Here is a 20,299-nt window from a genome sequence, read left to right on the forward strand (position 1 = left end):
TACAACGGCAGCGGCGGCACGATAACGGTTACCAACGCCGGCATTGTCAACAATGGTGCTGGCAAGGAAGGGGGCGGCATCTACAATTTAGGCACGACAAACATCAGCAAAACAGGGATCTCCGGCAATAACGTTAGTGAAAAAGGGGGTGGCATTTACAACGGCAACGGCGGCAAGGTAACCCTCAACGCCAGCGAGATCTCCTTCAACAACGCCAGCAAGATCCCCTTCAACAATGTCAACCAGGAAGGGGGAGGGATCTATGTTTCCAGCAGCAGTACAGTAAACATTACCAACAGCACCCTATCAGGAAATAGTGCTGGCACAAAAGGCGGTGGCATTTACAATCTCGGCACCAGCAGTCTAAGCTTTGTAACAATTGCATCGAACTCAGCTTCAAAAGGTGGAGGTATTTTCAACGGTGCCACAGCCAACCTTAGGAACTCAATCGTCGCAAACAGTACAAGCGGAGGTAATTGTTCCAACGCTGGCACTCTCACCCCCAGCGGGGCGAATCTCGACACCGATGGAAGCTGCCCAGGACTTACGGCTGTGACCTCAGCAGCTTTGAACCTTGGGCCACTGGCCAACAATGGTGGGCCGACCCAGACCCATGCCCTTCTGGCAGGCAGTGTAGCCATCGACGCTGTGCCAGCCGGGCAGTGTACCGACCTGAACAGTAGCCCTGTCAACCAGGATCAGCGGGGTTTTTCCCGACCTGCTGGAGTTCGGTGTGATGTAGGAGCATATGAGGAGCAAGCTCCGCCCACCCCCACCCCAACACCGACGCCAACACCCACTCCAACACCGACGCCCACCCCGACACCGACACCCACACTCACTCCGACGCCCACACCCAGCCCAGCACCTCCCCCAGGCGAAGGGATCCGACTGGTCAAGCGGATCAGCGCCCTCAATGGCCTCTCCATTCCCGAATTCTTCGACGAGCCCACCGACCCCAACGACAACCCAGGGATCCCTTGGCCAGGCGGAGCCAGCACCTTCCTGCAGGGGGCCATCAACCTGCCGGTGCGCCCAGGAGCGCGGGTGCAGTATGCCATCTACTTCCTGCTGGACTCGCCCGCTTCCAACTTTGTGGTGTGCGATCCCCTGGCGCCTGGCTTGCAGTATGTGCCGGGCAGCCTGTCGGTGAGCACAGGGGGATCCCCTGTGGCCCTTAGCGACGCCCAAGATGGGGATAGGGGGGCCTTCATTCCGCCGGGTGGGGCCGTGCCGCCTGCTTGTGGGGGCATCAGCAACCCCAACGGTGTGGTGGTGGTGAATGTGGGGGGAGGCAGTTCTGGATCAGCCGGTGTCGTCCGCTTCGAGGTCACCGTTCCTAGGTAGGAGAGCCGTGTAGTCATGCCCTCTGAGAACTCCGTCTTTGCTATCGCGGTTGCAAAAGCGTTGCGTAGCGATAACGGCTTTCCCCCAGGTGGAGTGAGCCAGTCGTGGAGATATCTATCGAGGTTTGACAGCGCTTGCCGCCTGTGACGGTGGGGTGTCAGGCTGAGACAGGAGTGGTTTTGCAGTCGGTAGGAACCATGACGCAGCGTGCCCAAGGATTTTGGCAATGGGGATCCCTTTGCCGGCTTGGCCTCTACGTAGCTGCTCTGCTCTGCGGGGTGGCGCTCTGGGGGATCCCGGCGCTGGCGCTGCCGCAAGGGGATGCCATTACGGATCCGCGAACCCTCTTGCGGCGGGCGCTGCCCATCCAAGACAGTCGGATCTGGGAAATTGACGAGTCCATCACCAAAATCGAGGCCGACCTGAAGTACAACCGCTGGTCGGCGGTGCGGGGGGATGTGCGCCAGGTGGAGCGGCTCCTGGATCGCTATGCGGATCCCCTGCTGGCGGAGTTGCCCCCCGAGCAGGCTGCCGCCGCCTCTGAAGCAATAGCCGCCCTACGCCAGGAGTTGCAGCTCATCAGCCAGGCCACGGAGCGCAAATCCAAGGGCAAGGAGGAAGCCCGCGCCGCCTACGACCGCCTCATAGACGACTTGGGATCCCTGGAGAACAACTGGGTGGGGGCCTTCCCCTACGAGGTACCTGATGAGTACGCCGACAAGCCGCAGCTCCTGGGCCGGGCAGAAGTGGAGCTGAACACCACCGCCGGGCGCATGGTGATCACCCTGGATGGCTATAGTGCTCCAATAACTGCTGGCAACTTCGCTGACCTAGTGCAGCGGGGCTTCTACGATGGCCTGACCTTTGACCGAGTGGAGAAATTCTTCCTAGTGCAAGCTGGAGATCCCCCTGGCCCTGCCGACGGCTATGTGGATCCGGCCACCGGCAGAGTCCGCACCATCCCCATGGAGATCCGGGTCAAGGGTGAGGTAATGCCCCGCTACGGCCAAACCTTCGATCAACTGGGCCTGTGGGATGTGGAGCCGGCCCTGCCCTTTGCTGCCGAAGGGACGGTGGCCATGGCCCGCTATCCCGAGGATCCCAACAGCGCCTCTTCTCAGTTCTTTATCTTTATGGCCGAGCCGGATCTCACTCCCGCCGGCCTCAACCTCATGGATGGCCGCTACGCCGTGTTCGGCTATGTTACCGAGGGCACCGAGGTGCTGCGCAAGATCAAGCTGGGGGATCAGATCCTGAGCGCCCGGCTGATCTCAGGCCAAGAAAATCTCAGGAATGGGGCGTAGGGATTTTGCATCACTATCTCCTACCTTTGCCCTTTTGAGTGGCTAGAAGGCGCGGCTGAGGGCAGTTCCCGGGCCCTGAAACGCCAGCCAAGAGATCAGAAAGTTGGTAACAAACACCCCCAGCAACGCCGTCACCACAGCATCGGTGGTGGAGCGCCCCACCCCCTTGGCGCCCCCGCTGGTGGAAAGGCCCCAGTTGGAGCCGACAATGGCGATCAGAGACCCAAACACCATCGCCTTCAAACAACAGACGATCAAGTCCCAAGGGGCCAGGAGATTCTGAGCCGAGGTGAGAAACACCGTGGAAGGAATGTTGTAAACCGACGCGCAGATGATCATCCCCCCCACCAACCCCGTCAACAGGGAGAGGATGGTGAGCACCGGCAGCATCAGCCCCGCGGCCACTACCCGTGGGATCACCAGATAGTCCACCGGATCGGTGCGCAACAGGTAAAGGGCGTCGATCTGCTCCGTGACTTTCATGGTGCCCAGCTCGGCGGCAAAGGCGGATCCCACCCGTCCAGCCAGGATCACCGCCGTCACCACCGGCGTCAGCTCGCGGGCCAGGGCAATGGCCAAAACCCCGCCGATGAGGGAAGAAGCTCCAAAGTTGATGAACTCGCGCGCCAACTGAATCGTGAAAACGCCGCTGATCACCACCGCTGTGATCAAAACAATCAGCAGCGACTCCAGCCCCACCGCTGCCAGTTGCTCCAGCGTGTTGCGACGGTGAATGCGGCCCCGCAGCAGGTGCAAGGTCACCTGCCCGGCCAGGAGAAAACTGCTGCCCACCCGTTGGAACCAGTTCATGATCTCTCAAGAGGCCGATACGGCTGACGGCTCCGCCTCAGGTTCTGCCGGAAGCTGGAAGCTGGGGACAAACGAGGCCCGCGTCAAGGGTTGGTCGATCATCAGCCCTTCCCCCCCCAATACCTCGAGGGCACGCCCCTCGACGGAGATCCACACCCGCGCGCCGGGGTTCTGGCTGGTGGCCGTGTAGAGCACCTGCGCGATCCGGCTCATCATCGCCGTGGATCCCCCCCCTTGCGTGAATTCAGAAGAGAAATTGAGGAAAATATCGTTGCCTTCCACCCGCACATCCAGCAGCCGTGTCTGGGGAGGGATGGCGGTGGTGAGGTGGGGATCCCGGGGCCCGGCGATCAGCTCTTCCAAAGCCACACGGATGGCCTCTTGGGCGTCGAAGGCGCGCACGGAGCGCTCCTGCTGCACGTAGTAGATCGAGTTGTTAGCCGTGGTCAGCCAGTACAAAGAAAGGGTTTGCCGCGGCCCAATGCTGTACCACCAGGCTCCCCCCATCACCCCCACCCCCAGCAAAAAGCCCAGGATCCCCAGGGGCAGGGCCTGGTCGCGCCGTGGGCGGGAACGTCGCCCCCCCAATTTGCCAGAGCCAAGCTGTGCGGTACGCCCTCCGTAGTGATCCATCGCTGCCATTCCCCTGTCTTGCTTAGCTCTAGGGTAGCGAAGAAAGGCCCACCCTGCCGGGGATCCCCAAACCGGCACAGGCGCAAGCCAGCTTGAACTGGCTTCACGCTGGCCACAGCCATTCGCGACAACCAAGAGGCGGCGCGGCTGCTCTCCCGCCTGGACGAGGCCCGCATCGAGAAGCTCCTGGCAGAAGACGACCCTATCGACGAGAAGATTTAGCCCCAATGGGCGGGGATCCCTGCTAGGGAAGGGCGGCTCGCCGGGATCCCATCAGGGTCTCCAAGCTCTCGACCCGCACAAAGCCGATCACCTGCACCTGATCAGACCCTATCTCCAGGCTGAGCACCCGCACCAGGAGCCCCAGATCTTCTAGCTCTTGCAGATCAAACACCTCGTTAAGGCCGCCCAAAAACGCTGCCGAGATCTCATCGGGAACCCGCACAGAGCCGATGACAAACTCCGGATCCTGAAGCTGCAAGCGGCGCCCCTCCTCCACCTGGATCCCGGCGTTGAACACTACATCAACTGCTCGCGTCAGCGGGACGGAGTCTTTTTGCTCGCTGCCGCCTTCCTGCTCCACCAAGAGGGCAGAAAGTCGAAGGCGGTCAGGAGCCAAAAACTCGACCCGGGGTTTGCGCAGATCGAAGCGGCGGGGTTCGTCCCTAAGCCCGCCAAAGGGCAGATCTGCTCGGATATCCTGAAACTGTCTCAGCACCTCTGGCGAGTTGAGGGCAGCATTCAAGTCTTCTTCCCGCACCACCACCCGCACCGCCGCCTGCAGAGGACGCTCCAGCCGCAGAGGAGCCCCGCGGAAAAAAGAGGGGTCAATGGCCACCGGATCTGTTTCCAGCTCCAGCAGCTCTATGCGCGGAAACGGAGCCCTGTACAGCCCCCGCCCGGCAACCAACAACCGATCCGCCTGGCCGCTCAAAAAACGATAGTTAGGGCGGCTTTGGATGCGCACCTCCAAAACCTCTACCCCATCGAGCTGAGCGAGCAAAAGCTGCCGAGCCGCCTGATCTGCCAGGTAGCCTGCCCCTCCTCCCAAGCCCGCCAGCAACCCCACCAAAGCCGCCAGGATCTCCATATTTGCCGCTGTCACGTCTCCCCCACTCAGGTTAGCAGGGGGATCCCTGGCCCTCGTCAGGGATGCCGGCTAACGCAACACCTTAAGGGGACTAGCCTCAATAGGGCGATTTCCCAGGAAAGTTTTGGCAATTTTCAGGCCGTCCGCCATCACCGGCCGGTTGAGGGTTGGGTCATGGACAAATTTGACGCCGGAAGCCACCGTTGGGCGCCCCTCGCCCCAGGTATCCACAACTTTCAGAGTGGCAGCAGCAACCGGACGGCCATCGGCAAAGTAATCCACTACCTTCAGGGTGGAAGCTCCCACCGGGCGGTTGTCGATCTCGATCTTGCTGAACTTGACAGGGCTAGGAAACACCGGCGGGCCGGACCTCTCTCCTGACCCTAGAGCAGCCGGCAGGATCGGGTCGGCAGGCCGAGGAGCCAAGTTCAGACCGTTTCCTTGTCCCGTAGAGGTTTCTTGCTCCGGCAGCGGGCTGGAAAGACCACTAGGAACGGCCATAGCAATCTCCTAAGTTACAGAGGGAGCTGAAGGGAAAGGGGAGAAGAAACGACGGAATAAAACCGCCGAGCTGGGCGTCTTTAGGATCCCCGCAACCTCAGACCAGATTCTAAAAATATTCTAAACCATCGTTGGGCCTACGATCGGCTGCTCACACTCTGGCTTTATCCGTCAACTGCCGCTGAGGCACTCAGCGACGCTACACCTTCCCCGGTGCCATTGAGTCCGTATACACATTTGTAAACACTGTGTTACCCTTTGAAAGGACTTATCGGCAACTGAGGAGTGTTCGAGTAGCTGTGGTGAGTCAGCCAACTGTGGCTACGGATGACGCAGGCCAAGGGTGGAAAAAGCTTTTGGCGCGCTGGCGCGGCGACCTTATGGGCGGCTTGACCACAGCAGTGGTGGCTTTGCCGCTAGCGCTTGCCTTTGCCATTGCCAGCGGCGTTGATCCTAAAGCGGGGCTTTACACAGCAATTGTAGCTGGATTTAACACTCCCACCGCCTGAAGGCGGGGGATTCTTACGCAGTCCACAAAAGAACCCGTAACGGCGTTGTCAAAGCGCCTCTAGACAGTTCCTTCACGCAAAGCTCCAAGGTTCTGCTGACTTTCTTAAGCAGGTTGGCGACAGCATTTGCCTCAGCGTTAACCAACCACCCCTTTGCCGTTTGGTACAGGCCCCGCTTGACACGCTTTCCAGAGGGTTTCCACCCGTCGGGTTTTTCACCATAAATTAGGTACAGCCTTTTAATTTAAAATAGGGTACAGGTATTCAAGAGGAAGGAGAGAAAGGAATGCCGACTCATTCTTTGGATTTGCGGCAAAGAGTTGTAGCAGCCTACCAGGCAGGTAGCACCTCCATCCGCCAGGTAGCTAAACGCTTCATGGTGACCAAAAGAACAGTACACCGCTGGGTGCGTCAGTACCAACAAACTCAAGATTTAGCCCCTAAGAAAGCAGGCACCAAGCGAGTGGGCATTTTGGAACAACATCGGCAGGAAGTGATCGCAATTATTACAGAACACCCAGACTTCTACCTGTGGCAGTATCAAGAACTGTTGCGCGAGCGCTTAGGAATCAATGTAAGCATCGTCACGATACATAATTTCTTGAAAAAGCAAGGAATGACTCTAAAAAAAAGACCTACCGCAGTGCAAAAGTCAAAGAAGAGGAGGTGCAAAGGGAACGACTAGCTTATAGTCAAGAAGTCAGGAATATTCCAGCGGAGGATTTGATTGCCATCGACCAGACGGGAGTCTGGGAGGGAATGGAGCGGAGAGTATCTCGGAGTTTACGTGGTCAAAGGGCTTATCATTATCGTCAGAGATACAAGGGTGAAAAGTATACAGTTATTGGAGCTATTTCCTTGAGAGGTGTAGTTGGCTGTCGTGTCATCAAGGGTGGGATGAAGAAAGGAGATTTTTTGGAGTTTTTGAGAAGCGAGCTATGTCCGAAGCTAGATGCGAGGAAGGATTTAAATATCCACAAGAGTCGGGAAGTTGAGGAATTGATTAGGGGGACAGGAGCACGAATCCTATACCTACCTGTGTATGCGCCGGAGTTGAATCCCATTGAGATGATGTGGTCGGTGTTGAAGCATTTTATTCGGCAGCTTTGCAGAATTGGGAAATATAGCATGGAGCAGATAGTGAAGACTTCTTTACTACTGATCAATCCATCCTCCTTCCAAAGTTGGTTTGCTAAGTGCTGCTATTGTACCCCTTGAGTCCTTAACAGGCTGTAAGCTCAACCACTTTACGGTCATTTCGGCTGATGGAGTTTCTCTTTCCTGACAGAAGCCAAAACCAGTGGTACACTACCGCTACGGTGAGTTGGTCAGATTGATGGCAGGGATCCCTCATTTCTATTGGCGTTGGGCTAGGTGGGCTACACCGGCTCTGTGGGCGTTGCTGCTGTCGCCTGCTCCTATGGCTTGGGCTTCTGCTCTGGAGGTGCCTCAATTTGATCTGAGTGTTGTCCGCTCTCGTTCTTTGCCGTGGCGGCACCCGCTCCCTTGGCCAGAGATAGGGGATCCCAACCCATCTGAAGCTGAGGTCGAGGCGGCGGAGCATCTTTTCTTGGAGTTCACCCTCGAAGAGAGCAACGCCGCCATTGCCCTGTTCGGGTGTGATTGCCCAGCCCATATCAACCAACTGCGACGACTGCGCGGCCTGCCCTTGCTGTGAACGGGGGAGAGCTGACGGCCCCTCTGAACAGCACAGTTTGTATATTGCTAAGGCTGAGGTTCTCCCCCTGCTCAGTAGCCTGCTTCCGCGCTTCAGTTCGCGGATGGTCTACATAGCCCTGAGCCGGTGGAGTTTTGTCAGGCAGGGAGGCAAGCTGTCCCTGGGCATAAATCCAGTCAGGGCGTTGTGGGGATTGGCACAAGACAAGGGCTAAGCGGAGGGATCCGGTAGGGGCCTACGGTCTACCGGTTGCGGCTCCTCTTGAGGGGTGAGGGTTTTCAGTTCTGGCAGCGCCGTTCCTGCCGGCGCGTCAGCAGCAGGGCTCTCGGCAAAGTTGCCCGGCAACGGTGTCGGCGAGCTGGAGCCGGCGCGGTTCAGCTCCTGCAGAGCAGCTTGGGCCGGCTGAAACTGGGGATCCAGTTCCAGGCAGCGCTGCAAACTGGCCTGGGCCGCCTCCCGCTGGCCGGCCTGTAGTTGGATTAGCGCCAAGGTATGCCAGAAGGCGGGCCGCTGCGGCTCCAGTTCTGTGGCCCGTTGGGCGTCGGCTAGAGCCAGCTCCAATTTCCCCAGCTTCAGGGCCTCCCAGGCGCGGTTGTTGAGGGCCACCGCGTCTTCTGGGGTGAGCTGCAAAACCCGCGAGTAGGCCTCCACCGCTTTTTCTGCCTCTTTCAGGTCGCCATACACTAGCCCTAAGGCAAACCAGCCCCAGGGATCCCGTTCGTTGAGGCGGGTCATCTGTTGGGCGGCAGCAAGGGCTTCTTCCAACCGGCCCAAGCGCCGCAGGCTGGTGATCTGGCCAAACCAGCAGGCAAAGCTGCCGGGACGCTGTTGCACCAGGCGCCGGAACTGCTCCAGGCTGGCTTCGTATTGCCCCAGCTCCTGCTGGGCCACCGCCAGGGCGTAGCGAGCCGGGAAGTCCTCTGGCCGGATTTTCAGGGCTTCCTCGAAGTGAATGCAAGCCTCCCTCAGGTAGCCCAATTTCTGGAAGGCCACGCCGCGGGCATACCAGCTTTTGGGGTTGTCGGCGTCGTAGCGCAGAGCACGTTCCAGGGCCTTGCTGGCCAGCCGATACTGCCCCAGGCGCAGCAGAGCCACCCCTAGGTTGTGGAGCGTAATGGGATCCCGGCGGCGCAGCCGCAGCGAGCGCTTGTAACACTCGATGGCCGAGCGCAGCCGCTGGCAGTGGAACAGGGCATTGCCTTGGTAGCGCCAGACCCGGCCACTTCTGGGGTTGAGCTTCAGGACGCGGGCAAAGCTGGCCGCCGCCGAGCTGGGCCGCCGCAGCCGCCGCAGCACGATCCCACGCGCCAGCCAGGTGCGGGGCTGTTGGGGGTTGTAGCGCAGCGCCTTGTTCAGGCTGTTGAGGGCCAGCTTGGGCCGCTTCAGTTGCATGAGGCGAATGCCGCGATTGTGCCAGGCCAAGGCATCTTCGGGGTTGCTCTCCAGCACCTTGTCGTAGTTGACCACCGCCGCTTTGTACTGGCCCAGGCGCCCCAAAATCAGGGCCAGGCGCAGCCGCGTCTCCTCGTCGTAGGGGTTGATGCTCAGGGATCCGTTGTAGCTGTCCACCGCCTCGCGGTAGCGGGCCAACTGCACCAGCACATCGCCGCGCCGGCTCCAGGCCAGGGCAAAGTTGGGATCCATGTTCAAGGCACGGTCGTAGGCGGCCAGCGCCTCGCTCAGGTTGCCCCGCTTGCGCCACTCCTCGGCCCGCTCAAATTGAATGTCGGCGCTGTTCCACTGAAACAGCCGCTGAATAAATTGCAAAATGGCAATCTTGCGTGCTCCTTCCTCCGGCGTGGCAGAGGGCATTTCGCCGGTGGCAATGCGCAGGATGGCCATTTGAATGGCCCGCAAAAAGGCCTGGAACCCCCGCACCTCCTCATCTTCAGGGAGTTCCTCGCGGCGACGGTATTGCAGCCGAAATCGCTGCAGATCCCCGGGGGCGGGAAAGCTGGGATCCAAAAAGTGCATCAGCTCCCGGGCCCGGTACTCGAACAGCACCGGATCCTCATCGGAGCCGCTAAAGTCCAGCAGCGGCGCTTCTGCCAGGGGGCGGGGCAGCTCGGCGGGCGTGTGCAGCAGCGTCAGCAGGCGCTGGTTCTGCCGGGGCGGGGCGTGGGAGAAGCCGCTGTAGAGCTCATCTCTGGGCCAGGGATTGGCGACAAACTCCGGCGAGGCCACCACCCCGACCCAGCGGCACTGTTCGATGGCCAGTTGCAGCTCCAGCCGGCGGTCGTCTCCTGGCTGTAGCATCCAGCGGTCAAACCAGACCTTGAAGCCCTCCCGATCCAGCCGCTCCGCCAACTGCCGCGCCCAACGGGCCTGGGCCCGGTGGTAACGCAAGAAGAGGTCGAACTTGTAATGCTCGGAAGACATGAACGCCCGCTCGCTGCTCTTTTCCAGCTTATCTTTGCCACCGCCTCGGCGGCTTGGGGCATTGCCCTTCCCCGGCTGGGGGATAAGGCACCAAGTTTCTGTCAACCCTTTTGCCGTTTGCGCCAGCGGGACGGAGTCCTTCGATGGCCAGACCAAGATCGGCGATAGTTGAGGAAGGGTTGGTCAGGAGGGGGAGATGGTAAGCGGAGCGCTGGCGATTGGGGCTGCAATTGGCTTGGTGGTTTTGCTGTTGGAAGCGATTCGCTATCGCCGCTGGGGATCCCTTCGCCGTTGGCAGCCGGCAGTGGGGCTGGGCTTGGCAGCCTTGGCGGCGCTGGGGGCAGGGCTGGGACAGTTGTCGGAGCCGATCCCGCTAGCGGTGTTGCTGGGGGGACTGGTGGGGTTGGGTCTGCTGGGCTTGAGCGGCTGCGGGCGGGCCGGGCAGGGGCTGGCGGTGCTGCTGCTCAGCTTGGCCAGCGTGTGGGGCCTAGCCCGCGGTGCTTTCGAGGAATCTGAGGCGGGAGCTGCTTTTTCTCTGCTGCTGTGGGGCTGCGGCCTGGGGATGGGCTTGGTGGGGATCCCGTTGCTGGGCTGCTTGGCCGAGGCGGAGATGCTGTCTGTGCTGATGGGTCTGGGCCAGGGCTGGAGCGGCATCGCCGCCTTGACCTGGGGATCCCGCCTGCTGGAGATGGGCTCCCCCCAAGATCTCCCTTGGTCGGTGCTGCTGCCGGTGGGGCTGGCTGCCCTCAGCCTGGTGGCGGGCACGCTGCCCCTGCTGATCCTCCCCGTTCCCGCCAGCGGGACGGAGTCCTCGCGCGACAGCGAGGTGGGCTCCAACCGGCTGCTGTCGGCCCTGGGGCACGGTGTGGGATGGCTGGTGGCGACGGCGCTGGCTTTGGCCCTGGTGCGCAACGGGCTGTACCAGGATCCCTTTTGGGCGCTGCTGTACGGGGCGGGGGTGCTGCTCTCGTGGGCTCTGCTGGCTTTGGAGGGCGGGATCCCGGCACCCGAGGGGAAAGAGGCCTTGCTCTGGCGGGCCTGTGTGAGCCTGACGCTGGTAGGCGGTGGGGCGCTGCTGGCGCTGCGGCTGGGGGGATCCTACGGGGCGGCGCTGCTGGGGCTGGGGTGTCTGGCTTTTCCCAGCCGCTGGGGGGCAATGGCCGCCCTGTTTTTGTCGGCCCAACCCCTGCTGCAAAACCTGCTGCACCAGTTCAACCTGCAGGTGGCCGGGATCGACCTCACCCAGCCCTATGTGGCGGCGGCGCTGTACCTGGGCATGGCGAGCATGGGGCTGGCAGCGCTTGTCCACTGGGTGTACGGGCAAGACAGGCCGCTGCCGACGGGGATCGGCCTGACGCTGGCCAGCCTGCTCCTGCCGCTGGGGGTGGGCTATTTCGTCCACGCCCAGCCGCAGGCGGCCTTCTTGCTGGCAGCCTTGATCACCGCCTTGATCTTGGCAGCGCTGCAGCCCATAGCCCTAAACCAAGAAAGGGGAAGGGCACCTTGGACAGGGACCCAAGCTTTGGGCCTGGCTATGCTTGCCATTTTGGGCTCCAACCTCAGCCGCAACTGGACGGTGACGGGGTTCTATGCCACCCGCCTGGAGCGGGCCCTGGTGCTGGTGGTTCTCGTCGGGATCCTGGTTCTCTGCCTCTTGCTTGGGCAGGGCTGGCGCCTGTGGCAGTCCAGGACTGCATCCCGCTAAATGCCCACCCTCGCCTGTTGGGGCTCCCAGACCGTGAAACCTGTTCCTCTCGGCACCCGCGGCACCTGGCAAGGGATCCCCGGCCCCGAGCAAACGGCAGAGGCCCTGGGCAACCCCGGCGTGAGGGTGATCGGATCCCCGGCGCTGTTGGCGCTGATCGAGCGGTGCGGCCACAACACCTTGCAGCCCTTCTACGAGGGGGAAGAAGCCGTCGTCGGGATCCGCTTTGCCCTGGAACACTGCTCGGCAGCCGTGGTCGGGGATCCTCTACACGTTCAGGTTGAGGTTGTGCAAGCGGTGGGAAGGCGCATTGAATTTCAGGTGAAGATCACGCAGCAGGGGCGCTTGGTCATGCAGGGATCCTATACCTGTCAGGTGGTCGATTTGCCCCGTTTTCTGGCTCGCTATGGGCTGGCCTGAGGTCATCCAGCGCCTGGCAGGGCTGTTGCTGGTCACGGGGTTGGGGCTGTTTTTGTTCTGGCCACAACAGCTCCTGCTGCGCTACCGCAAGCCTTGGCAGGGCCCCCTCGCCTGGGTTGGGGAATGGCGCGGGTGGAGGGGCTTGGCTCTGCGGGGCAGCCGTCGGGGTTGGGAATGGCGCTGCGGGTCCCTATACGTTCGCGGGCATTGGCCAGCCTGGGTGGGCTGCCGTCTCTCCTTTGCCGACTGGCCTCGCTTCTGGCCCCTTCTGAGGCGGTTGGCCGAGGGGATCCAGATCCAGTCCTGGCGAGGCGGCCTGGAAATCGGCTTTGCCGACCCGGCCTTGACGGGGCAGTGCCTAGGGCTTTTGGCAACCCTCCCCCCCTCGCTGGCTTGCCACCTGCGCTTGACCTTCGCCCACACCGGCTGGCACGGACAGGGATCCCTGCTGCTTTGCTTTCGCGCCTGGCGAGTGCTGGGGCCGGCCTTGGAATTGGCATGGCTCATCCTGCGCAGCAGCCGCTCGAGGATCCGATAGAACTCGTCAGCCCTCTCTTGGGCTCTTGCAGCAGCCCAACTACCAGTCATCATCGATGTCTAGAATTTTCCCGGCTCTGCCATCGATTTTGACCTCAATGTCGTTGGCAAACCCCACCTTCCAAACCCAGCGCCCATTCTCCCGCTCCAGTTCGACTTCTTCAACGGAAGCAGCGGGAACAACTAAGCGAGCAATCCAATAGTTTCTTCATCGATTGCTGAGACAGAAGACTGGGCAAAAACCGGCTCTGGGCCGGTCTTGAGGCCAGCCAGCGGGTTGCCGACCAGCATCGCAATCATCAAACCTAGATAGATAACAGCAGGTTTTAGAGAAGTAGGGGAGCTCGAGGGGCAATAATCCCCTCAATAAATATTGAGGGGAGGATGCCATCAATTTCAGGTTCAACCCTCTGAGAACCGGATGGTCTCACGTCGGCCTGGGCAGGTTTTGCAGCGCAGGATCCCCAGGGCAGCGGATCCCTTCTCATCTAGAGCCACCTCTGCTGGGGATGCGACAGCTCAGCCTTAAAGGGCTCTCCAAGGCAAAAGCAGGGTGAAGGAAAAAACCGGTTGCCACCCCCCAGGCAAATCTCAACCCTGCGGAGCAAACCCCTGCTAGACTGTTGAATTAAATACACAACCTAAAAAGCCGGCCAATAGCTGGCTGGTCTTCTAGCTCAAACCCTTCAGGTTGAGCGCTCGGTCGTCTTCAGTGGGGAGAAGATATCGTGGCAACAGGGGCCTATGCACTGGTGGATAGCCTGCATCGACATGGGGTGCAGCACATTTTCGGCTATCCAGGAGGAGCGATCTTGCCCATCTACGACGAGCTGTACAAGGCCGAATCCCAAGGGCTACTCAAACATTTCCTAGTCCGCCACGAACAGGCCGCTGCCCATGCTGCCGATGGCTACGCCCGCGCTACCGGCAAGGTGGGGGTGTGCTTTGCCACCTCGGGGCCGGGGGCAACCAATTTGGTGACAGGCATCGCCAACGCCATAATGGACTCCGTGCCTCTGGTGGCCATTACTGGCCAGGTGCCCCGCCATTTGATTGGTACTGATGGCTTTCAGGAGACTGACATTTTTGGCATCACCCTGCCCATTGTCAAACACTCCTACGTGGTGCGCGACCCCCGGCAGATGGCCCGGATTGTGGCCGAGGCCTTCCACATCGCCAGCACGGGGCGACCCGGTCCAGTGTTGATCGACATCCCCAAAGATGTGGGCCTGGAAGAGTTCGACTACCAGCCGGTCAGCGAGGTCAATATCCCCGGCTACCGGCCCACGGTGCGGGGCAACCCTCGCCAGATCCACGCGGCGGCCAAGCTGATCCTGCAGGCCAAGCGGCCCCTGCTCTACGTGGGGGGCGGGGCCATCATCTCGGGTGCCCATGCCGAGATTGCCGAGCTGGCCCACACCTATCAGATCCCGGTGACCACCACCCTCATGGGCAAAGGGGCCTTCGATGAGAACGATCCCCTCTCGGTGGGGATGCTGGGCATGCACGGCACCGCCTACGCCAACTTCGCCGTTACCGAGTGCGACCTGCTGATTGCCGTGGGGGCCCGCTTTGACGACCGCGTAACCGGCAAGCTGGACGAATTTGCCAAGCACGCCAAGGTTATCCACATTGATATCGACCCGGCAGAAGTGGGCAAAAACCGCACTCCGGACGTGCCGATTGTGGGAGATGTGCGCACCGTCCTGGTGGAGCTGTTGGCGCAACTGAGCAAAATGCCCCACACCCCTGGCCAGACGCAGGCTTGGCTGGAGCGGATCGAGCGCTGGAAACGGGACTACCCCCTGCAGGTGCCCCGCTATGAGGGCGTGATCGCCCCGCAGCAGGTGATCGATGCCTTTCGTCGCCATGCTCCCCACGCCTACTACACCACCGATGTCGGTCAGCACCAAATGTGGGCGGCGCAGTTTCTGCGTAACGGGCCGCGCCAGTGGATCTCCAGTTCTGGCCTGGGCACCATGGGCTACGGTTTCCCGGCGGCCATGGGGGTCAAAGTGGCCCTGCCCCACGCCGAGGTGATCTGCATCAGCGGCGACGCCAGCTTCCAGATGAACATGCAGGAGCTGGGCACGGTGGCCCAGTACGGCATTGCCACCAAGGTGGCCATCATCAACAACGGCTGGCAGGGCATGGTGCGGCAGTGGCAGCAGGCTTTCCACGGCGAGCGCTATTCTCACTCCGATATGGCGGCGGGCATGCCAGATTTTGTCAAGCTGGCCGAAGCCTTTGGTATCAAGGGCATGCGCGTCGATCACCCCGATCAAGTGGACGACGCCATCCAAGAGATGCTGCGCCACGAGGGGCCGGTGGTGGTCGATTTTGTGGTCAAGCGGGACGAGAACTGCTACCCGATGGTGCCCGCCGGCAAAGCCAACTACCAGATGATCGGCCTGCCGGAAAAGCGGCAACTGGAGCAAGCCGCCGAGCTGATTTACTGCCCCAATTGCGGCACCAAAAACCCCAGCCTGCACAAGTTCTGCGCCGAGTGCGGCACCAAGCTCTAGAACCGGCAGGGCTGGCCATCAGGGCAGGGAAGTTGGGATCCCTTCGCAACAAGGCCCGCCCTCGGCAGCGGAAAGTCCGCAGGGATGCCGATGATGGCTATTTCAAACTGCAGTCGTTTCAAACCCGATTGAAGAAAACACTTCCCGAGCGCGCCTCTGCTGCGACCAACCCCAGCCCATCGTCCAAGAGGAAGGGGGGGAGTGAGGCTCAAGTAGTCGGAAATTCTTTTTTCCACGCGGTGCGGGTGGAAGTTGCCAAAAGGTTCCGGCCTTACCCAATGGTCAGAGGGGCCGGTAGACACGGTAGTTGAGGTTGGGGAAGATGTTGTCCATGTATTCCACCTTGGCCAGCCACTGCTCGTCTTCAGGGGTGGCTTTTTCTCGCCGAAACTGGCCGGCTTGGATCTTCTCGTAGAGGTGATTGAAGCGCAGCAGGTGGGATTTGGTGCGGCGTACCGCATAGGGAACCATCGTCCCCGTGCGCATGATGAAGGCCCAGTCGGAAGATTGGGCCAGGAGCAATTCCCGCGCCGCCTGGTTCAGGGCCCGCCACTCCAGGTCATCGGCAGGCTCGCGGCGGCTCAGCTCGATCATCCGCTCGGTAGCCTTGTGCAGGTGGGGGTAGATCCAGGCGTTGGTGGGGTTGAGCCAGTACTCGTGGAAGCCGCGCGCCCCCCAACTGGACTGGGCAGGTTTGCACACCTGGTGGGTGGGGTTCTCCCGCAAGTACTCCGCCAGGTGAGTCATGCGATAGGTATTTTGGTCGAAGTAGCTCTTGCGAATGAGGAAATCCAAAAACCAGGGGCCCTCATACCACCAATGGCCGAACAGCTCGGCATCATAAGGGGCCACCACCAGCGGCGGACGCCCCATGACGCTGTACAAATACTCGATCTGCCGCTGGCGGTTGAACATGAAGTTGCCCGCATGTTCTGCCGCCTTCTCCCTGGCCCAGTAGGGATCGTAAAGTTGCTTCTGTCCCAGATCGAGGTTGCGCCCCGTGATGCGGTGGTACTTGATGCCGGTGTTTTTCCGCTGGCCGTTGGGCATGATGTAGGGCTTGATGTACTCGTAGTCGGCCTCGTACCCCAGGTCTTTGTAGAACTCGCGATAGACGGGATCCCCAGGGTAGCCCACCTCCGCTGACCACACCTGCTGCGAAGACTCGTGATCCCGACCGAAGACGGCAACGCCAGTCTCGGTGAAGATGGGGGCGTACATGCCGTAGCGGGGCCGCGGCTTGGCATAGAGCAAACCGTGGGCGTCGGTGATCATGTAGCGCAGGCCGGCATCGGCGATCATCCGCTCCAGCCCCTGGTAGTAGGCGCACTCCGGCAGCCAGATCCCTCTTGGCCATTGGCCAAAGTGTTCGTTGTAGTGCTCGCAGGCCACGATAAGTTGGGCCCATACCGCCTGCGGGTACATCTGCATCAAGGGCAGGTAGCCGTGGGTAGCCGCGCAGGTAATGATCTCCAGGTTGCCGCTGTCTTGAAACTGTTTGAAGGCCCGCACCAGATCCCGGTCGTAGCGCTCCCAGAGATCGCGCACCATGGCAAATTGCTTGATGTAGTGCTCGGCCAGGTAGCGAATGTGGCCGTTGGTGGCGTTCTTGTCGTATTCCAGTTGGGCCAGCTCTTCCAACTTGGTTAGGTAGTGGTCGTAGCGCTCCTGCAGCAAGGGATCCCGCAGCATCGACACCAAGGGCGGCGTCAGGGACATGGTGAAGCGAAAGTCGATGCCATCTCGCCGCAGCCCCTCGAACATGTGCAGCAGCGGGACATAGGTCTCGGTGATGGCTTCGTAGAGCCATTCTTCTTCCAGCACGAAGTCCTGCTCAGGGTGGCGCACAAAGGGCAGGTGTGCGTGGAGTACCAAGGCGAGATAGCCCATCATAGCGGCCAGGGATCCTCAGGTAGGAGAAGATAACCGAGCAAGCTCCCCTTCCCCGGCAATAAATCTGTAGGGAAGGTTAAGAGCGGCATTGCTACCTATCGTCCAGCATTTCCCCCTTGTGGTCAAGGGCTGGGATCGCTGGGGATCGCTCAGCGGTGGCGAATGAACTCGTAGATCTCCAGGTATTCTTTGCCGGGGTAGTTCCAGGAGTAGTCGTAGCTCATGCCCTGGACTTGCAGTTGGCGAAACTGGTCGGGAGCGGTGTACCACAGGTCGATGGCCCGATCCAGCGCCGACTCCAGAGCCGCGCGATCCGTGTGGTAGAACACGTAGCCATTGCGCTGCTCCGGCAATTTGCGAGTGTCGTAATCGCGGTCGAAAACGGTATCCACCAGGCCGCCCACGCCCCTCACCACCGGAACCGTGCCGTACTTGAGGCCGATCATCTGGGTAAGGCCGCAGGGCTCGTAGTGGCTGGGCACCACAAGGATGTCTGCCCCCGCATAGATGAGGTGGGAAAGTTCTTCGTTGAAGCCCAGCTCGATGTGAACATCGGGGTTGTCGTTGAGGTAGCGTTTCTCATGGGCAAACCAGGCGCCGATCCCCGGCTCCGTGGCGGATCCCAGCAGCACGAATTGGGCATTTTTAAACAGGGAGCGGTAGATGGCATGATGCACCAGATGCACGCCTTTTTGCTCGTCCAGCCGCCCAATATAGGCCACAATGGGCTTATCAACATCTTGTAGCCATAGCTGATCCCGCAGTGCTTTTTTGTTTTTGGCCTTGTTTTCCAAAGTTTGCGCCGTGTAGTGAAAAGGAATAAAGCGATCGATCTCAGGGTTCCAAATATCGTAGTCGATGCCATTCAAGACGCCGCGAAACTTGTGCTGGTGCAAGTAAAGAGTGTGTCCCAGTCCATAGTTGTAATTACCAAATCGCGCTTCCAGGGCATGGGTGGGGGAAACGGTGGTCACGAAGTTGGAAAAGACGATCCCGCCCTTCATAAAGTTGAGGGCAAAGGGGTTAAAGTTATCTCGCAGGCGGTCGTAATGAAAGTAATAGGGCTCCCGGTTGAGGCCGGTGGCCCAGAGGATTTCCGGGCCGCCAAAGCCTTGGTGTTTAAAGTTGTGGATGGTGTAGCATACCCGCTGGTTTTCCATGCCGTGGTACTTGTAAATCTCAAAGAGCAGCACCGGCACCAATCCTGTCTGCCAATCGTGACAATGAATGATATCGGGGCGCTTATTGCTTTTGAGAAGAAACTCCAGAGCCGCCTTGCTGAAAAAAGCAAAGCGCATGTTGTCGTCCGGGCAGCCGTAGTAGCAGCCACGATTAAAAAAGTTGTCGCCGGAGTGGGGCTCAATAAAAAAGCAAAGGCGGCCATGTACCCAGCCGCAGTACACCGAGCAGTGAATAGCTCCCCCATACCAGGGCACCCAGAGGTCGCGATAGGCGTCGTGCAAGCCCCAGATCTGGTCGTAGCGCATGGTGTCGTACTTGGGCAAAACCAGCTCGACACAGTGGCCCCGCACTTCCAGCTCTCGGCTGAGGCCGTACACCACATCCCCCAGCCCCCCCGCCTTGATGACCGGGGCACATTCCGACGCAATCTGCACGATGTACATTTCGCGCTCTCCCGTAGCACCGCCTTACTTTTCTTCACAAAAGATAATCTCTTTTGGCTTCTACAGCCCATCCCCCGCCTCAGCGAAAAGGGATCCCTGTCCGGGGATCCCTTCCTTGCCTAACAGGTGGCTAGCTCAATCTCTGGCTGCGCTGCCTACGGGTTTGGCTGGCGGCTCAGGCATCTGCCTGGGATCGCTCAATACCACTGCTGGGCATAGAGGCGCTGCACCAGATAGAACACGAACAGGGGCACATCGACGCGACGCTCGTCGATCATAAAAGACTCAATGGTGCTGGCCGGGGATCCTTCAATAGCGCAGCGGAAGAACTTGGGCCCATTGAGGGATCCCTCGGCAAAGAGGACGCTAAACTGCTTTTTGCCGCCGGCAAACGAGCCAATCAGCGTCTTGCCCTCCAGCCGCAGTTGCAGATCGGTGACGCCGCGTTTCTGAAAAGCGGCGATGGTTGCCGGGATCACATCTTCTGCAATGAGTTGCTCGAAAGGCTTCTCTTCCTTGGCTGGTTTTTTTGCTGCGGCTTTGGGCGAGGCTTGGGCAGTGTCAGTCTCCTTGGGAGCAGGGTTGGCGGCCTCAACCCGGGCCGGCTTTTCGACAGCGGTTTCCTGGGCGGGGGTAGGTTCTCCAGACATGGGCTGATACTCCGATAACAGGTCAACGATTGGCGTGCGGGCTGGCAGGCCCAGAGTCAGGGATGGAAGAGAGGCTAACCTTTGGGGATGTACTGGCCGACAATTTCTTCAGCAGGGATCTGGGGGAAGCCCATGCTGTAGTTGGGGGTACGCCCCTGCAGGTTGTAGGCAATTTCCCCTTGCTTGAGGAGAGAGCGAATGAAGTGTTCCAGGTCAGAGCCGATGCGCCGCAGGTTGTACTCAGTCAGATCCCGGCCCCTGTACTCTTCTACCAATTCCTCAAAACGAGCATAGACCTTCTGCAAGGCGGCATCGTTCCAGACCAGCTCGTTGTCGGGATCCACATCGAGGGTGAGCAGATCGTCGCGAGGCACAAAGTGGTTATCGGCGGTCACCTCGCCAGCAAAGATGTGAACGTGGCGGGTGGTGCATTTCAGCATGGCTGTCGCTCCGGTCGAGATCCTACGCCTTTGTTCAAGGTATCATTCCTGGCGCCGAGGTGGGATCCCTTGTCGTCCAGATCCCAGAAAGTTGCCCAGGCCAATCTCCCCACCCAACAATTCTGGGGAGAAGCGGGATCCCTCTGGCACAGAAGAAGCCTAAAAGTACGGCTGTCGGCTGCGTAGCCGGTGTTACTGGAAAAATTTAAAAAGCCGGACTACCTTCCCCAGGGAAACCTAAGCTTGTTTATGA

General features: G+C 60.2%; 18 protein-coding genes and 1 pseudogene. 9 read left to right on the top strand and 10 right to left on the bottom strand.

Annotated elements, in window-relative coordinates:
- Nucleotides 1-552 precede the first annotated feature (552 nt).
- On the top strand, nt 553-1,347 hold the full coding sequence (locus SYN63AY4M2_RS13850; protein WP_168173340.1) for a choice-of-anchor Q domain-containing protein: 795 nt from the start codon (nt 553-555) through the stop codon (nt 1,345-1,347).
- Between the two features lie 197 nt (nt 1,348-1,544).
- A complete protein-coding gene (locus SYN63AY4M2_RS11070; RefSeq protein ID WP_099835815.1) occupies nt 1,545-2,651 on the top strand; it encodes a peptidylprolyl isomerase in 1,107 nt (368 codons plus the stop codon).
- Nucleotides 2,652-2,693: 42 nt separating this feature from the next.
- Here SYN63AY4M2_RS11070 and SYN63AY4M2_RS11075 read toward each other — a convergent pair whose 3' ends face one another.
- The 4 genes from SYN63AY4M2_RS11075 to SYN63AY4M2_RS11090 all read right to left on the bottom strand — a co-directional run bounded on the left by SYN63AY4M2_RS11075 (nt 2,694) and on the right by SYN63AY4M2_RS11090 (nt 5,685).
- Complete coding sequence (locus SYN63AY4M2_RS11075; RefSeq protein ID WP_011430901.1) at nt 2,694-3,461, bottom strand: MlaE family lipid ABC transporter permease subunit; 768 nt, start codon at nt 3,459-3,461, stop codon at nt 2,694-2,696.
- 6 nt (nt 3,462-3,467) lie between these two features.
- Complete coding sequence (locus SYN63AY4M2_RS11080) at nt 3,468-4,094, bottom strand: GerMN domain-containing protein (RefSeq protein ID WP_099813000.1); 627 nt, start codon at nt 4,092-4,094, stop codon at nt 3,468-3,470.
- Nucleotides 4,095-4,338: 244 nt separating this feature from the next.
- Complete coding sequence (locus tag SYN63AY4M2_RS11085) at nt 4,339-5,199, bottom strand: DUF2993 domain-containing protein (protein ID WP_228375271.1); 861 nt, start codon at nt 5,197-5,199, stop codon at nt 4,339-4,341.
- 54 nt (nt 5,200-5,253) lie between these two features.
- Entirely contained in the window at nt 5,254-5,685 is a 432-nt protein-coding gene (locus SYN63AY4M2_RS11090) for a hypothetical protein (protein ID WP_011430898.1), read from the bottom strand.
- 380 nt (nt 5,686-6,065) lie between these two features.
- Between SYN63AY4M2_RS11090 and SYN63AY4M2_RS13965 the strand changes: the two are divergent.
- The 3 genes and pseudogenes from SYN63AY4M2_RS13965 to SYN63AY4M2_RS11110 form a co-directional block, all read left to right on the top strand.
- Nucleotides 6,066-6,176, top strand: a pseudogene (locus SYN63AY4M2_RS13965) (SulP family inorganic anion transporter); the annotation flags it as partial.
- 304 nt (nt 6,177-6,480) lie between these two features.
- Nucleotides 6,481-7,412, top strand: a protein-coding gene (locus tag SYN63AY4M2_RS11105) for an IS630 family transposase (protein ID WP_099887378.1) whose coding sequence is annotated in 2 segments (ribosomal slippage) — nt 6,481-6,817 and nt 6,817-7,412 — 933 coding nt in all. Because the reading frame shifts where the segments join, the coding sequence is not laid out codon by codon here.
- A gap of 202 nt (nt 7,413-7,614) precedes the next feature.
- Entirely contained in the window at nt 7,615-7,872 is a 258-nt protein-coding gene (locus tag SYN63AY4M2_RS11110) for a hypothetical protein (RefSeq protein ID WP_049749773.1), read from the top strand.
- Nucleotides 7,873-8,082: 210 nt separating this feature from the next.
- Here the strand turns inward: SYN63AY4M2_RS11110 and SYN63AY4M2_RS11115 are convergent, their stop codons facing one another.
- On the bottom strand, nt 8,083-10,251 hold the full coding sequence (locus SYN63AY4M2_RS11115; RefSeq protein ID WP_041438461.1) for a toll/interleukin-1 receptor domain-containing protein: 2,169 nt from the start codon (nt 10,249-10,251) through the stop codon (nt 8,083-8,085).
- A 196-nt stretch (nt 10,252-10,447) separates the two neighbouring features.
- On the opposite strand from SYN63AY4M2_RS11115, the gene SYN63AY4M2_RS11120 reads away from it, so the two are divergent.
- From SYN63AY4M2_RS11120 to SYN63AY4M2_RS11130, 3 genes are read left to right on the top strand one after another with little or no spacing between them, the layout of a single operon-like run.
- The gene (locus tag SYN63AY4M2_RS11120; RefSeq protein ID WP_011430892.1) at nt 10,448-11,956 is read left to right on the top strand and encodes a hypothetical protein; all 1,509 of its coding nucleotides are present in this window, start codon (nt 10,448-10,450) and stop codon (nt 11,954-11,956) included.
- Nucleotides 11,957-11,989: 33 nt separating this feature from the next.
- On the top strand, nt 11,990-12,376 hold the full coding sequence (locus SYN63AY4M2_RS11125) for a hotdog domain-containing protein (protein WP_099813344.1): 387 nt from the start codon (nt 11,990-11,992) through the stop codon (nt 12,374-12,376).
- Nucleotides 12,363-12,914, top strand: a complete 552-nt coding sequence (locus SYN63AY4M2_RS11130; RefSeq protein ID WP_011430890.1) for a hypothetical protein — start codon at nt 12,363-12,365, stop codon at nt 12,912-12,914. The genes SYN63AY4M2_RS11125 and SYN63AY4M2_RS11130 overlap by 14 nt, the downstream gene beginning before the upstream one ends.
- A gap of 39 nt (nt 12,915-12,953) precedes the next feature.
- Here SYN63AY4M2_RS11130 and SYN63AY4M2_RS14475 read toward each other — a convergent pair whose 3' ends face one another.
- The gene (locus SYN63AY4M2_RS14475) at nt 12,954-13,109 is read right to left on the bottom strand and encodes a PepSY domain-containing protein (protein WP_346426067.1); all 156 of its coding nucleotides are present in this window, start codon (nt 13,107-13,109) and stop codon (nt 12,954-12,956) included.
- Between the two features lie 532 nt (nt 13,110-13,641).
- On the opposite strand from SYN63AY4M2_RS14475, the gene ilvB reads away from it, so the two are divergent.
- Nucleotides 13,642-15,438, top strand: a complete 1,797-nt coding sequence (gene ilvB / locus SYN63AY4M2_RS11135) for a biosynthetic-type acetolactate synthase large subunit (RefSeq protein ID WP_099813002.1) — start codon at nt 13,642-13,644, stop codon at nt 15,436-15,438.
- Between the two features lie 282 nt (nt 15,439-15,720).
- On the opposite strand, the gene SYN63AY4M2_RS11140 is transcribed toward ilvB, so the two are convergent.
- From SYN63AY4M2_RS11140 to SYN63AY4M2_RS11155, 4 genes are all read right to left on the bottom strand, one after another.
- Nucleotides 15,721-17,328, bottom strand: coding sequence for a 1,4-alpha-glucan branching protein domain-containing protein (locus SYN63AY4M2_RS11140; protein ID WP_011430886.1), 1,608 nt, complete (start codon nt 17,326-17,328; stop codon nt 15,721-15,723).
- A gap of 152 nt (nt 17,329-17,480) precedes the next feature.
- Nucleotides 17,481-18,956: a glycogen synthase GlgA gene (glgA, locus tag SYN63AY4M2_RS11145; RefSeq protein ID WP_011430885.1), complete on the bottom strand. Its 1,476-nt coding sequence runs from the start codon at nt 18,954-18,956 to the stop codon at nt 17,481-17,483.
- A gap of 197 nt (nt 18,957-19,153) precedes the next feature.
- Nucleotides 19,154-19,606: a DUF2996 domain-containing protein gene (locus SYN63AY4M2_RS11150; RefSeq protein WP_099813003.1), complete on the bottom strand. Its 453-nt coding sequence runs from the start codon at nt 19,604-19,606 to the stop codon at nt 19,154-19,156.
- Nucleotides 19,607-19,680: 74 nt separating this feature from the next.
- Nucleotides 19,681-20,046: an NAD(P)H-quinone oxidoreductase subunit M gene (locus tag SYN63AY4M2_RS11155; RefSeq protein ID WP_011430883.1), complete on the bottom strand. Its 366-nt coding sequence runs from the start codon at nt 20,044-20,046 to the stop codon at nt 19,681-19,683.
- Nucleotides 20,047-20,299 lie beyond the last annotated feature (253 nt).

Source organism: Synechococcus sp. 63AY4M2, from assembly GCF_002760475.1.
In the GTDB taxonomy this organism is placed as follows: domain Bacteria; phylum Cyanobacteriota; class Cyanobacteriia; order Thermostichales; family Thermostichaceae; genus Thermostichus.